Origin of the sequence: Variovorax sp. LjRoot84 (assembly GCF_964254305.1) — a bacterium.
Taxonomy (GTDB): domain Bacteria; phylum Pseudomonadota; class Gammaproteobacteria; order Burkholderiales; family Burkholderiaceae_C; genus Variovorax.
In genome coordinates, this window is record NZ_CAXUTE020000002.1 from 1,254,079 (window position 1) to 1,268,047 (window position 13,969).

Below are 13,969 nucleotides of genomic sequence, written 5' to 3' on the forward strand. Positions count from 1 at the left end.
AGAAGCGTATGGGCATGGACCTCAAGAGCCTGCGTTACTTCGTGGCCGTGGCGGAAGCTCGCAGCGTGGGCAAGGCAGCCCAGCGGCTGCACATGGCGCAGCCACCGTTGTCGGTCCAGATCCGCAACCTGGAGGCCCAGGTAGGGACTGCGCTGTTCCTGCGCGAATCGACGGGGATGCGGCTCACCGACGCGGGGAGCGCCCTGTTCGCGCGCGCTCGCGAAGCCCTGGCCCTGGCTTACGACGGCTACGAGGCCGCGCGCGCGATCGGCTCCGGACGACGCGGCCTGCTGGCGGTGGGCTACATGTTTTCGTTGGGTTACGCCGTCCTGCCCAAGCTCGTCCCGCTCTTACATCGCGCCCTACCCGAAGTCGAACTGCAATTCGTCGAGATGAGTGCCGCCACTTGTGAGGCCCAGATCGTCGATCACAAGGTGTCCGTCGGCTTGTGCATGCCGCCGATGCAGCGCGTGGAAGTGGCCAACACCATCGTCGGCATGCAGCCGCTGCGGCTCGCCATGCCTGCACGCGCGCCGCTCGCGCGTCTCGCTTCGGTCCCCATCGAACGGCTCCAGGGCCAGAAGCTGGTCGCCCTGCCCAAGCTCAAGGAGAACGCGGACACGTCGCTGGTGGCCGCACTGCTTCGCCGGCACCAGGTGACGATGCAGGTGGTCGAACGTGTGGAGACCGTGCACGCCGCACTGGCTCTCGTGCTCGCTGGTGAGGGGTATGCCCTGGTTCCGGCATGCGCTGCGGTTGGCCGTCCTCCGGGTGTCGCCTTCCGGAAGCTGAAGGGCGTCAGCGAAGGCTTCGACGTGGCTGTCTGCCGGCGCCACGATCTGGACAGCCCCTTTGTCGAACCGTTCATCGCTGCTGCGAGGCAGGCTCTGCGATGAGGCCGCCCCCAGGCATCGCTCGGGCGCGATGTCCGACCGCGTCTGCGTGCTGGCCTACGGCATCGGCGGGCGATCGCAGAGTGCGTCTAGCCGCCGACCGCGCAGCGTCACGGTGCGCGCGCCACCGGCCGTCGCTCACGACCACCACGAACAGTTGCCGGCGCTGCGCCGCGGCGCGTACTGCTCCAGGTGCTGCGCCGCCAGAGTTGGTGACCCGGCCGCATCGACCGGTTGAATCCGCACCCGATAGATGCTATGTGGGACTCCCCGAGGTAGACCCGTTGAGCTAGAACGGAACTTCCCAACCTCTTTGTGCGAAGGAGATGGAAATGTCGACAACCCAGACAGTCCCACAAGGCAAGGATACGGCGATCGCGGGCGATCTGTACATGAGCTTGGAGCTCGGCGACAAGTCCTGGAAGGTGACGGCGAGCGATGGCCACCGCGGCTCGAGCCGATACAACGTGGACGCCGGCGACACGGCCGCAGTTGCGGACTGCATCCGCAAGGCCCGGGAGCGCTGCAAGCTCGAGCCGCAGGCCAAGGTGCACTCCTGCTATGAAGCCGGCCGCGACGGCTGGTGGCTGCACCGCTGGCTGATCGAGCAGGGCATCGACAACATCGTGGTCGACTCCTCCAGCATCGAGGTGAACCGACATGCCAGGCGGGCCAAGACCGACCGGATCGATGGCGACAAGCTGTTGGCGATGCTGCTGCGCCATCATCGCGGCGAGCGTGTGTGGTCGGTGGTGCATGAGCCCACGCCCGAGGACGAGGACGCGCGCCGCACGCACCGCGAGCTCGCCCGACTGACGCAGGAGCGCACCTCACACATGAACCGCATCGGCTCGCTGCTCGTGCTGCACAACCTGCGCCCGCACGTCATCATCGGCGGACGCGACTGGGCGCGCTGGTGGGAACGCCATGGCGAGCAGGTGCCGCCTGTCTTGCGCGCCGAGATCGAGCGGGAGAGCGCGCGGCTGACTCTGGTCAAGCAGCAAGTGAAGGCGCTGGAGGCTGCGCGGCGCTTGGAACTGGCCGACGGCAAGCAACCGCTGGTGGCGCAACTGGCGCAGCTGCGCGCCATCGGACCCAAGGGCGCCTGGGTGTTGGTCAAGGAGTTGTTCGGCTGGCGGCGCTTCGCCAACCGGCGCGAGCTGGCCGGCTGCCTGGGGCTGACTCCCACGCCCTACGCCAGCGGCGACAGCCAGATCGAGCAAGGCATCAGCAAGGCAGGCAACAAGCGAGCGCGCACGATGCTGATCGAACTCGCCTGGAGCTGGCTGCGCCTGCAGCCCGAAAGCGCATTGACCCAGTGGTTCAACCGGCGCTTCGCTGGCGCAGGCAAGCGCATGCGACGCGTTGGCATCGTGGCCATGGCCAGAAAACTGGTGATCGTCTTGTGGCGCTATCTGCAGAACGGCGAGATTCCGGCCGGGGCGACGCTCAAGCCAGCCACCGCTTGAGGCCCTGCCAGCCCTCACACTGAAGCACGGCTTGCCAAGGAACGCATCATCATGATCAAAGGTCGACGCGCCCGCAAGGTCAGCGGGTCACTGCACAGAAGTGACCGATGCGAAAGAAGGGGCGCGTCGGTAACCGGGGTTTGCCAGTGCGCTTCGCGCGCATGCAGCATGAGGTGCAGGGCTTGCACGCCCTGCACGGATAGAAGTTCGTCCGGGCACTGGCTCGAACGCTCGCCATACCCCGACCTCGGATCAGGTGGACGCATCACCCATGCCACGCCACTGTCTCATCCGCTCAGCAACACCCGGGGCCGCCATGAAATAACGCTTCCTATCGATGCGATGCTAAAAAAGACTTGACTAAAGAGTCCCCATAGAAGCTGACCTTCGCGGCGCGCGCACAACAATCTCTGTTGGGATTGGGAGCACCCGCCTTGAAGCGCATGCACACAAACTGGCGTCCATGAACAATCGGTCAAGTGCAGTCGCCCTGAAGTGCCAATATCGAAGAGCGGCGACGCCCTCGGCCGGAGAGGTTCGAGGCCGCAATGTGGTCGAACCCCAAGGAGCTGATCACCGCAGCGCAAGCGGCGGCCTTTCGAAAACGCCGGCCGTCCTCACCAATTGCCACCAGCTCAGATAGGACGTTCTTTGTCTCCGTGCCAATTTTTCACGCTGGGTCTCAGGCATCGAAGTAGAGATAGAACTCCCACGGGTGCGGGCGCAACCTCACGGGATCGACCTCGTGCTTCCACTTGTATTCGAGCCAGGTTTCGATCAGGTCCGTGGTGAACACGTCTCCGCGCATCAAGAAGTCGTGATCCTTCTCCAGCGCGCGCAGTGACTCCTCGAGCGATCCAGGGACCTTCGCGATGTTCTTTGCCTCTTCAGGGGATAGCTCGTAGATGTTCTTGTCGAGCGGCGGGCCCGGGTCGGTCTTGTTGGCGATCCCGTCGAGGCCGGCCATCAGCATTGCTGCGAACGCGAGGTAGGCATTCGCCGTCGGGTCCGGACAACGGAACTCGACGCGCCTCGCGTTCGGCGAGTCCGAATACATCGGAATACGCGCCGCGGCCGAGCGATTTCGCTGCGACATTACCAGGTTCACCGGCGCCTCGTAGCCCGGTACGAGCCGGCGGTAGGAGTTGGTGGTCGGCGCACAGAACGCCATCAGCGCGTGCGCATGCTTGAGCAGCCCGCCGATGTACCAGCGGCACAGCTCGGAGGTCAGAGCCCAACCCTTGGCGTCGTAGAAAAGATTGCGCTTGTCGTTCCACAGGCTCTGGTGGCAGTGCATGCCGCTCGCGTTGTCAGCGAAGAGCGGCTTCGGCATGAACGTGGCAACCTTGCCGTGCCGGCGCGCGATGTTCTTGACGAAGTATTTGTAGACCATCACGTTGTCGGCCATCCGCACGAGCGGCGCGAACTTCATGTCGATCTCATTCTGGCCCGCGGTCGACACCTCATGGTGGTGGATCTCGACCTGCACACCCGCGTTCATCAGTCCGAGCACGATCTCCGAGCGGATGTCCTGAAGGGTGTCGTGCGGGGGCACCGGGAAATAGCCTTCCTTGTAGCGCGGCTTGTAACCGAGGTTCCCGCCGCCGAACGCGCCTTCGTCCCGGCCCGAGTTCCAGGCGCCCTCGACCGAATCGACGTAGTAGTAGCCGCAATGCGTGTTCTGCTCGAACCGGATCGAGTCGAAGATGAAAAACTCGAGCTCTGGGCCGAAGTAGCAGGTCTGCGCGACCCCGGTGGCTTTCAGATGGCGCTCGGCCTTGCGAGCCACGAATCGCGGATCGCGCGAGTAGGGCCCCTTGAGGACCGGGTCGATCACGTTGCAGATCATCGAAAGTGTCGGGGTCTCGCACATCGGATCGATGAATACGGTGGTCGGGTCCGGCTGCAGCAGCATGTCCGACTCGTGGATCTCCTGGAAACCGCGGATCGAGGAGCCGTCGAACCCGATGCCGTCATCGAACAACTCGTCGTTGAGTTCCGGCAGCCCGATCGAGAAGTGCTGCCACAGTCCAGGCAGATCGGTGAACTTGAGGTCGACGATCTGGATTCCGTGCTCCCGCACGAGGGCGATCACCTCCTTCGCATTCTTTGGCGGATTCACCCGGTAGGAGCCGGGCTCGAACTGGGCGATCGGGCGCCTTTTCTCGGTAGGCATGGTCCTCTCCTCGGGTTGGGGTTACCCAGCGTCGGCGTGCTCAGTCGCGTTGCCTCAATTTGGTCGATCAACGCGTCTGCACACAGCCCTGGTCGCAAGGCGCCTTTCGACGCCGTCACAAACAGACTGAACAGAAGCCCTGTCATCGGCTCCGGCCTCGAGGCGTTCGAACAAGACGGCCGTGTAGCGCCCGAGGAATCCACCACAACTCCCGCTCACGCGGGCATCACTCTCGGTCCTGCGGGGAAGGGTCGCGATTCAGCCTCATCCTCGTGCCGGCCAACGTCATCACGCCATCCTTGTCAACGCCGACATGCCGACCATCCGCCAGCTTGTATTCGGTGAGCCCCGTCGGCTCCCATTGTCCTTGCGTGTCGGGAACCGCGTCGAGACGGGCGAGGTGTTCATAGACCTGGACACGGTAGGTCTGGCCATCGCTTCCGCGGGCGGTAAAAGTCTCGAGCAGGTGAAGCATCTTTTCCATGCGCGCGCTCTCCTTGCAACCGACAGAGCCGGGCGCCTTCGTGCATCCCAATGCGCTTGCGCGCGACCAGAAGGCGCACGTCAAAATGAGTTTGACGGGCCGCTGGGCGGTGAAGTTCCGACAGTTGTGGCTAGCCGTACTGGCAATAGCGCGAGCGCCTGTTTTCTCGGTCAGGTTCCCCCAAGCCAACTGACTCGGCTGGCGGGAGCGGCATTGGCGGTCAGACCACGAAATCTGTCAGGGTTTCTTGGCTAAATCGACCCACCCTCCACCTCCCCTTGCCCATTCCTATTGGTTTCAACGACTTACGAGGCGCGCGTTCAGAGTTCGGCTTTACTCAGCAGTCGGAAATATAGGCGACAGAGGGCGCTTCGAAGAATGATCGAACAAGCCGGCGATTCTTCTGCATGTTGCGCAGTTGCTGGTCGACGCGGATTTCGAGTTTCTCGCCAGCTCGCAATGGGTTGCGAGCCACGCCGGTACGTTTGACGTGACTCCAGACCAGTTCGTCCGGGTTCAGGTCCGGTGCGTAGCCCGGCAGAATGTGCATGCTCAGCTTGCCCTGAGTGGATTCGATGTACTCGCGCACGTTGGCTTTCTTGTGGGCCGGCAATCCGTCGACCACCAAGTGCACCGGCTTGCTGCGACCCTTCATCATCTTCTTGAGCAATTCGATGAACAGTTCGGCATTGAGCGCACCCTGGTAAGTCGCAAACCAGAATCCACCCCTGGCGTTGACGGCCGATGCCGCGGAGATCGACTGGCGTTGGCCGGGCCGCTCGATAACCGGGGTCTTGCCCATGGGCGCCCAGGTCTTGCCGTGCACGGTGTCAGCCCGAAAGCCCGATTCGTCCCAGAAGTAGACGTCGGCACCACTTTGCCTCGCAGCCGTGGCGATGCCGGGGTAGGTTTCACGCTGCCAGCGCTCGATGGCTTGAGGATCGCGTTGGTAGGCGCGTTGCAGCGGCTTTTGCGGGGTCAGTCCGAGCTTGGCCAGCAACGCACCGACTGCGGTCACCCCCATATTCACGCCGAACTTCTGCTCGATCAGCGCCACGACAATGGCGCGTGTCCACAGCCCAAAGTCCAGTCCGTACTGTCGCGGGTCGCGCCCATTGATCCAACGAAATATTTGGCGCTCTTGCGCGGCACTCAGCGTCCGTGGTCGCCCGGTGCCGCGCGTGCCGCGCAATGCCTTGAGTCCCTTGCCTCGACCCGACGAGGCCTTCAGCCATTTGTAGATGGTTGTGCGGCTGAAACCGTAGGCGGCAATCACTGCAGATGGCTTCTCCCCGTCGCGAACTCGCTCCACCGCCATCAGGCGAATCTCTTCAAGCGTTTTGTGATCCAGCGTGCGGCCATCTCGCTTCATGCACTATTGGATCATCAAACCGATCGCCGCGGTGAATTTTGTAGCCTAAATTATCGACTACTGAGTAATTCTGACGCGAAGGTGGATTGGCGCATCGCTGAACTTGCCCACTACGCGGATGACATCCACTGGCTCGACGCCGTAAGGGCGAGAGGCGCATACAAACTCATGCGCCGTTTCGATTCCCGAACACGTCTCGGGCTCAATCAAGCATCCGTTCAGCGTATCGAGCGCCTTGAGTTTGGTGACGATGTGGAAATGGGAACCTCACGGTTGCGGGCCCGCCTCTTGGCCGGAGAATCACTTGTCGTAGTGTTCGGCAAGGACGGCTGCTTCTGGGCCCATTGCGGCTGTACGGCCCGCTCCGAAGCGGCTGTTCGTTCCTAGGTCGAGACACTCCATCCGAGCAAACTGAGATCTGATCGAGGCGTCTATCGGGCATGTCATCTGATCGTCGCGCAAACGGCAAAGCGATCAGCCGGGGCGCCCGATTCACCAACTACTCGCCCTGTTTGAAGAACGTACCGAGAGGCGGCTTCCTGGAACGACTTCGGATTCACGTTTCGGCCAGAACCAGTCATTTCAGCATGCCCTTCAGATACTGAGTGACCGCCGTTGAGTCCGTACCCGCCCGAGGTGGAAGGTCGTCGCTAGCAGCATCGGTTGACGCCCCACATTTCGCCTTAGCGAAGGCCACTTCGTCGTTGCCGATGCCACCATTGAGACCTCGAGAAGCAGCACGCTTACGTGTCGAACTCACGCTGCCAGATGGCTCGACCACCCAGCAGTTCGCTTCCATTTTTCTTGCGGAGTGCTTTTCTTCCATGTGACTCCCGAGCGCCCGGCTTTGAACCGGCCAAGCGCCTTCGTCGAGCATTGCGTCTTCGAGCATCTGGATCGCTTTCGCCAGCGCTCAGCGTGCCCAAACCAATGCGCGCGGGCCGCACACCTCGAGCGCGGCGCTCTTCGGCAACAGCATGTCATGGCTCAACCACCCGGCGCCGCTGCGTTATCCGGCTGCGACTCTCGATCGTCGTCGACGGCATCGGGCCAAAGGAGCTGGTGCTTGATGAGGGACTTCTCGAATGCGTTGCACCGCGTCATCAGATCGATCGTGACATCCAGATCCTCGTAGCTGAAGGCTGCCGTCCAGCGTTGGATATTCGTCATCGCACCGAGGTAGGGTTCAGTCCTCGCCGCGCGCGTGAGCTCCCGCAGACAGTCGAGGTACTGCTCGCGATACAGCGTCGGGACGATGATCCGTGCCTCGCCTGCCGCGCTCAGCTCTGAGTTCATGACCAAGCGCGCCAAGCGGCCGTTTCCATCGTTGAAGGGGTGCACTTCGGAGATGATGAACATCGCCAGCAGCGCGCGCGGGAGACCAGCATCGATGTCGTGCATAAGCAGCCCCGCCTCGCGCAGGGTGCCCACTGCGAGCCGAGGCTCGACGAATGTCGTGTTGCCCGCAACGTTTCGCGTGACCTTGAACTCGCCCGGCAGCACCTCGGGCCGGGCGGCCATCATCAAGGCGTGTCGCTCGCGCAAGGTCTCTTCGAAGGTCTTGATGGCGGTGATGCTGCGCGCGCGCCAGGCAGGATCGCGCGCCTGATCGAACACGCCTTTGATGTCGTGGGAGTCCTTCGGGCGTAAAGCGCTGATCCTTCCTTCGAGCGCGATCGCACGGGCCTCGCCGATCTCAAACTCGGTGCCTTCGATGAAGTTGCTGAAGTACGACTCAAGGAAGGCGAAATTGGTGGTCGCTGGCACCGTCCCTGCTACGTCCGCGAAACGTGGCAGTTCCTCCACCTTCAGGACCTGGACCAGTTTGTGGAACAGATCCATGCGGGGCGCGTCATAGCCCCTTGCACGGCCCGTGCCTTGAGTCGTGGCCATCTTTCGGTCAGGCCGCGTGCCAAGGATCGCACCCATCAGGCGATCCATCTCTTCCAACCGCGTCTTGGGTGTCTTCAGCAGCCCGCCGACTACCTTCACACGATCGCGCAGCTCAAGGAAGGCCTGCTCGCCGCGTGAGTCGCATATCGAGATGAGGCGCTCCTCGAGTTCCTCGGCGCTGATGTTCCTGGGGTATGCCGGATCGTTGTCGCGCGGCGGCGGCGCCATGGCATCGAGCAACATGCGCTCCCTGCTCGGATAGTAAAGCTGGCGTCCCTGGATCTTCGTATCGCCGTCCACAGGGCCAGGCCCTTCCGATATCGAGACCCTGAGCCCAGGCAGTTCAACGACTCGCCGATAGCCGGCGGCCAGGTAGACGGTGCTGCCTGCCATGCCGTCGAAGGCACTACGGAATGCCACGACAGCGTCCGGAACGAGGGCGGCCAGGACTCTGGCCTTCTCGCGCCTGAAGAGCGCCGGCCATTCTGCTTCTGGCAGCGGCGTCGCGATACCAGCTCGCACGCGGAGCAGCTCGCCCGCCGCGACCCGACGCTGCACGGCGCGCTGCTCAGCGGGGCTCAGTTCAGCGTTGAGGTAGAGGATGTCGTGTCGCATTTTGTGGGCCCAATTCGATCGCCGCGGCTCGTTTGTCGTAAATTTTATCTTTATTTAAATATTATGTCGCTTTTTATAGCGCCGATGCGGATCGATCTAGTGACCGCGAAATCGATCTCAAGGTCAGGATTCCCGACATCAATATCGGTCGGGTTCAAACTTCGCGACGCTAAGCGTGCTCCTCGCTCACGAAAGGCAGAAAACCCGACACGCAGGTGTGAGGCCGCAGATGCATCAATACTGGATACGCGTATGGGGTATCCATTTAGCTCCAGTTTGACTAGCATCACTGGATGGACATCCATATATTAGTCCCCAAGGCGGGAGAAGACTACCCGGTCAACTGGAACCAGTTCCTGGACTGGTTCGCCACCGAAGAGGCCTGTCTTGGCTACCTGGAGCGGCTGCGCTGGCCGCAAGGTTTCGTGTGTCCGCGCTGCGGGGTGGCCGCTGAGCCCTATCGCTCCAGCCGCGCACGGCTGATGTGCCGAAGCTGCTCGACCCAGAGCACGGTGACCGCGGGCACCATCTTCGAGAAGACCCGCACGCCGCTGCGGGTGTGGCTGGCCGCCGCCTGGTACGTCACCAACCAGAAGCATGGCGTCAGCGCGCTCGGACTGCAGCGCGTGCTCGGCCTGGGCAGCTACCAGACGGCCTGGGCGATGCTGCACCGCCTGCGCCGGGCGATGGTGCGGCCCGAGCGCGAACGGCTCAGCGGAATCGTGGAGGTCGACGAGACGTATCTGGCCATCAGCGATCGCGAGCAGCTTGCCGCCCGCGGGCGGGGCAAGGGTCGAAAAAGCCAGACGCACCAGACACTTGTGGTGATCGCCGTGGAGCTGCACGAGCCCAAGGGCTTCAGCCGGCTGCGGCTCGAGCGCATCCAGAACGACTCGACCGAGCAGGTCATCCCCTTCGTGCTGGCCAACATCGAGCCTGGCTCACAGGTGCGCACCGACGGCTCGGCCGCCTACCGCGATCTCGCGGATCTGGGCTATGTGCACCAGCGCACTGTCCATCTGGGCTCCGACGTTCCCGCGCACGTCTCCATGGTCGGCGTTCACCGCGTGGCCGCACTGGTCAAGCGCTGGGTGCTGGGCACGCACCAGGGCGCCGTGCAGCCGGCGCACCTGGACGCCTATCTCGACGAATTCGTCTTTCGCTTCAATCGCCGGGCCTCGCGCTCGCGAGGGCTGCTGTTCTACCGGCTGCTCGAGCAGGCCGTCGTCACAGATCCGCTGACCTATCGCGGTGTCGTGGACAACATCCCCAAATCGGTGGAAGTGGCGTAGATTACTGGATGTGCATCCATATATCTCTGGGCGCTGGAGCTAAATGGATACCCCATATACGCGTACAGTATGCAGGAGGCGCCGCGCTTTGCCGAGCTCCATACCGTTCGAACTTCACTTTCATCGTCGGTGCCTCCCAGCCCGAGGAACTGGGCGGAGCGCGCGGCAGCCAAGTTGTACTCAAGCCTAGCGCGAGTGCCTCATCAGAGATCTCTGGCACTTCAGCGCCCTGTGACCGCCAAGCTTCACGAACCGCCGATTCCCTAAGCGTTGTCTGAATCTCGCGCCTCAGACGCAGCACGATGTCTTCCGGCGCCGCCGCCGGGACCCACCATGGGTACCAGATGGACGCGTCCATCGCAGGACCTCCCGCCTCTTCCAACGCGTTGGCATGTGTGCAAACAGCGAGTTTCTCTTCGCGGTTGTGACTGCCAGGAGGCGGATTCTTCCGGCCTGATCTGCGGCGCGGGCGACGATCTGGACCGGGTTGTCAGCCAGGACATGCCAGGGAAACACCTGAGACGGAAACGTTTGCGCAAACGTTTCCGTCTATTAGTATCTGCGCCTCGGGCCAATGCCCGCCCTGGCGATATCCACCGCTGCGCGGCAATCCGAGTTGATAGCTTGAACATTCCAGGCTAGCGATCGCCTCCCGCCGCGTTGCGGTCATGCAGCACGTGGCAGCGTTGGGGCCGACCCTGCTCGTCGCCCACCCCGGCCAACTTCGCCTTGGCATTGCGGATTCAACCGGTCGATGCAACTGTGTCTTCCTTCGGTAGCGATCTCTGAACCAGCACGCTCGCGCAGGTGAGCGATCAAGGCGTCGGCGGCGCGGCCGGCGCCATCGACATCGACGTAGTGCCGCCGCGTACGTGCGGCGGCTGCGGCGTACGAGGGTTCGGCCACGACTGGAGGACCGCCCGCGCCACCCACGGACAGGGCTAGGGTGACGCGGCGAGCCAACGCTACCTGGTGGTCGCTGCTTCGTCGATGAGATTGGCGATCTCGGCCGGATGGCTGACGTTCGGAACGTGAGACGCGTTCGGGAGCTCCACGAGCTTGCGGGCGCCCGCGCGAACGGCCATGAACTTCATCGCTTCCGGGGGAATGTTCTTGTCTGCCGTCCCGTAGATGAACCAGGACGGGATCGACTTCCATGCCGGCTCGCCAGACGCCTCGATCAGTGCCGCCTCGGCGATGGGACGTTGCGTCGCCGCCATCAAGCGGGCGCTCTGCGCCGGGACATCGGCCGCGAACTGGGCATGAAACTTGGATTGCTCGATGTACAGGTCCTTTCCTCCATCGGCCAGCAGGACCGCGGGAGCGAGCGCCGCGCCGAGCGTGCCGCCCGGATAGCGCCCCGACAGTTCGATCACCGTCTCGCCCTTGTCGGTCGCAAAGGCGCCGACGAAGACCAGGGCCTTGATGTTCTGCTGGCCATTCGCCGCATTGGCGATCACGGTGCCGCCATAGGAGTGCCCGACCAGGACCACCGGGCCGGCGATGCTCGAAGCGAGGGAGCGCACATATGCCGCGTAGTTCCTGACGGAGCCTTCGAGGTAGTGGCGTCGCCGGGTTCCGGTGGACGTGACCGCGCCCCGTGGCCTCAGCCGACTGTCGAAGTTTGGTATGACCGGGCCAAGGATTGCTTCCGCTGCGTTCCCGAAGTTTGTCGGAGTGGGCACGGGCAAGCTTGGACCCGGCCGTCCAACACACCCGAGTAGTCTGCCCTACAGCGCGAGGTCCACTACCGATCGAGAGTCACCTTTGCTGTACGAATGTATGCCCCCCAGCGATCGAACTCGCTGTTGTAGAAGCGCTGGTAAGCGTCGGGGGTCATTTGTTCAATGACTATCGCCATCTTGCTCATGAATTCAGCGACCTGAGGTTCCGCCATCGTTGCGGTAATTGCTGCATTGAGCTTGTTGACGATGTCAGCAGGAGTACCAGCCGGAGCGAGGAACCCCAACCACGGGCCCATGTCGATCTCCACCCTGCCCGGCGTCAACTACTTTGAGCGGCGGCCGCTCAAGATAATTGTCGCTGGCCACCACCCCGAACTCCTTGAGTACTGGAATGTCGGTGAAGCTATGTAGGCGCTCGCGTGCCGTAATTGCCAGGCTGCGAACACGCCCCGCACGAAGATACTGTTCGGCGACGAGCACTGGAACGATCGTGCAGTTCACCTGATCCGCGAGCTGTGCTTGCATCAGCGGCGCTGTTCCGTTGTAGGGGATATGCAGCAGATCGACTCGCGTCTTTTGCTTGAGTGCTTCCATGATGATCTGGCCGGAACTGCCCTGCCCCCAGGATCCGAAGGTCATGGGGTCCTTCGCCTCTTTGGCGATCTGCAGGAACTGAGTGAGCGTCTTCGCTGCATGAGAGGCGGGGACGATCAGCGCCAGGGGCGTGAAACCGATGGGGGCCACGGCCACGAACTCCTTCTTCGAGTCGTAGGGCGGAGTCTTCAGGATGTGCGGCGCTATCGAATGCGAATCTGCCGTTCCATACACCAACGTATAGCCGTCGGCCGGACTGCGAGCAGCGGCGAGACTGCCGATCGTGCCTATCGCGCCCGACCGGTTCTCCACGATGATGGATTGTCCGAGGCGTTGCGCCAGCGACGGCGTCATCGCGCGAACCAACACGTCGCCGCCACCTCCTGCATTCCACGGCATGATGATCTTGATGAGCCGCGAAGGATATGCAGCGGTTTGAGCCAACGCGCTCAGGGGCGCTGTCGTGGCAGCGGAAGTGGCCAGGCCGGCCAGAATAGCGCGGCGAGTCATGAGGTGCTTCATGTTTGTTGTCTCCTTGTGTGGACGGCCGTCATCGGACGCTGTCAAAGATTCCTGCTTTCAAGCCACCTGATCAGAACCGAGGCAACCTCGTGGCTATTGCTTTCGATCATCAACATGTGCCCATTGCCATTCAGGCCGATGTCCGGGAGCCAGGTGAAATCGGCATTCAGACGGCGGGCAAGCGCCTGGTCGACAGACTTTGGATGACGTGCATCGTGCTCGCCCGTGACGATCAGGATCGGTCTCTGGCCTACGACGGACAGGCTTGCCAGCTGAAGTCCTCTGCCTCCGATGTTGAACCGCTCATTCAGGACGATCGGGCTGTCGGGCACCACTGAGGCCGCGTAGCTTTCCAATGCATCTCGAGGGAATCTTGGGCTGCTCGCCCAGAAGTCGTTTATGAATGTGCGATCGGCCGACACGGGTCGATCCAAGGGCGAATACACGGGACAACCAGCCTCACGGTCATGGCGCATGGTCTCGATGGCCGCGGGATCGTCGGGCAAGGGATTGAGCAAGTTCGCGGGCGCCCCGGGCGCGATGCCGATGATGGCCGCCACCTTGTCTGGATGGTGCTGCGCGATCCACCACGCGATGGGCCCCCCTGCAGAGTGGGCCACGACGATCGCCGGGCCTATCGCGTCGATCACCGTCGCGAGCGCAGTGGCTACGTCGTGCGTCGTTAGGCGAACGAGATTCTCGACGCCAGGGGAACGCCCGTGACCCGGCCAGTCGGGCACGTGCACGGCATGCCCTCGGGCCGCGAACAGCTGCGCCCATCCGTCACGGCCGTCCGGCGTGCCCAGATACGACACGCCCGTATGAAACCCTCCATGAATCATCACGACCGGCAGGAGATGGCGGCCGACGCATGCCGGGGGCAGATGATCCACATACACGGGGTGCGAAGCAGTGCCCAGGAAAAGGCATGATCGGGCCGTTCGCACGGACGACGTCGACGCATCACACAGGCT

At 62.9% G+C, this 13,969-nt stretch carries 12 protein-coding genes; 3 read left to right on the top strand and 9 right to left on the bottom strand.

Annotation, left to right across the window (positions count from 1 at the left end; all coding sequences use genetic code 11):
- Nucleotides 1-14: 14 nt before the first annotated feature.
- Complete coding sequence (locus ACSQ9I_RS36775; protein ID WP_436316875.1) at nt 15-896, top strand: LysR family transcriptional regulator; 882 nt, start codon at nt 15-17, stop codon at nt 894-896.
- A gap of 329 nt (nt 897-1,225) precedes the next feature.
- Nucleotides 1,226-2,362, top strand: coding sequence for an IS110 family transposase (locus tag ACSQ9I_RS36780; RefSeq protein WP_436316876.1), 1,137 nt, complete (start codon nt 1,226-1,228; stop codon nt 2,360-2,362).
- A 682-nt stretch (nt 2,363-3,044) separates the two neighbouring features.
- Here ACSQ9I_RS36780 and glnA read toward each other — a convergent pair.
- The 5 genes from glnA to ACSQ9I_RS36805 all read right to left on the bottom strand — a co-directional run bounded on the left by glnA (nt 3,045) and on the right by ACSQ9I_RS36805 (nt 8,902).
- Complete coding sequence (gene glnA / locus ACSQ9I_RS36785; RefSeq protein ID WP_436316877.1) at nt 3,045-4,538, bottom strand: type I glutamate--ammonia ligase; 1,494 nt, start codon at nt 4,536-4,538, stop codon at nt 3,045-3,047.
- Nucleotides 4,539-4,764: 226 nt separating this feature from the next.
- A complete protein-coding gene (locus tag ACSQ9I_RS36790) occupies nt 4,765-5,022 on the bottom strand; it encodes a hypothetical protein (protein WP_436316878.1) in 258 nt (85 codons plus the stop codon).
- A 337-nt stretch (nt 5,023-5,359) separates the two neighbouring features.
- Nucleotides 5,360-6,394, bottom strand: a complete 1,035-nt coding sequence (locus tag ACSQ9I_RS36795) for an IS630 family transposase (protein WP_106561526.1) — start codon at nt 6,392-6,394, stop codon at nt 5,360-5,362.
- A 577-nt stretch (nt 6,395-6,971) separates the two neighbouring features.
- Complete coding sequence (locus ACSQ9I_RS36800) at nt 6,972-7,286, bottom strand: hypothetical protein (protein ID WP_436316879.1); 315 nt, start codon at nt 7,284-7,286, stop codon at nt 6,972-6,974.
- A 95-nt stretch (nt 7,287-7,381) separates the two neighbouring features.
- Complete coding sequence (locus tag ACSQ9I_RS36805) at nt 7,382-8,902, bottom strand: Fic family protein (protein ID WP_436316880.1); 1,521 nt, start codon at nt 8,900-8,902, stop codon at nt 7,382-7,384.
- A gap of 293 nt (nt 8,903-9,195) precedes the next feature.
- On the opposite strand from ACSQ9I_RS36805, the gene ACSQ9I_RS36810 reads away from it, so the two are divergent.
- On the top strand, nt 9,196-10,194 hold the full coding sequence (locus ACSQ9I_RS36810; protein ID WP_436316881.1) for an IS1595 family transposase: 999 nt from the start codon (nt 9,196-9,198) through the stop codon (nt 10,192-10,194).
- 965 nt (nt 10,195-11,159) lie between these two features.
- Here ACSQ9I_RS36810 and ACSQ9I_RS36815 read toward each other — a convergent pair.
- The 4 genes from ACSQ9I_RS36815 to ACSQ9I_RS36830 all read right to left on the bottom strand — a co-directional run bounded on the left by ACSQ9I_RS36815 (nt 11,160) and on the right by ACSQ9I_RS36830 (nt 13,888).
- Nucleotides 11,160-11,879: an alpha/beta fold hydrolase gene (locus ACSQ9I_RS36815; protein ID WP_436316883.1), complete on the bottom strand. Its 720-nt coding sequence runs from the start codon at nt 11,877-11,879 to the stop codon at nt 11,160-11,162.
- Between the two features lie 62 nt (nt 11,880-11,941).
- Nucleotides 11,942-12,175 carry a tripartite tricarboxylate transporter substrate-binding protein gene (locus ACSQ9I_RS36820; RefSeq protein ID WP_436316884.1) on the bottom strand — a complete coding sequence of 78 codons (234 nt, stop codon included), beginning with the start codon at nt 12,173-12,175 and terminating at the stop codon, nt 11,942-11,944.
- The gene (locus tag ACSQ9I_RS36825; RefSeq protein WP_436316885.1) at nt 12,129-12,995 is read right to left on the bottom strand and encodes a Bug family tripartite tricarboxylate transporter substrate binding protein; all 867 of its coding nucleotides are present in this window, start codon (nt 12,993-12,995) and stop codon (nt 12,129-12,131) included. The genes ACSQ9I_RS36820 and ACSQ9I_RS36825 overlap by 47 nt, the downstream gene beginning before the upstream one ends.
- 41 nt (nt 12,996-13,036) lie before the next feature.
- Nucleotides 13,037-13,888: an alpha/beta fold hydrolase gene (locus ACSQ9I_RS36830; protein WP_436316887.1), complete on the bottom strand. Its 852-nt coding sequence runs from the start codon at nt 13,886-13,888 to the stop codon at nt 13,037-13,039.
- Nucleotides 13,889-13,969: the final 81 nt, after the last annotated feature.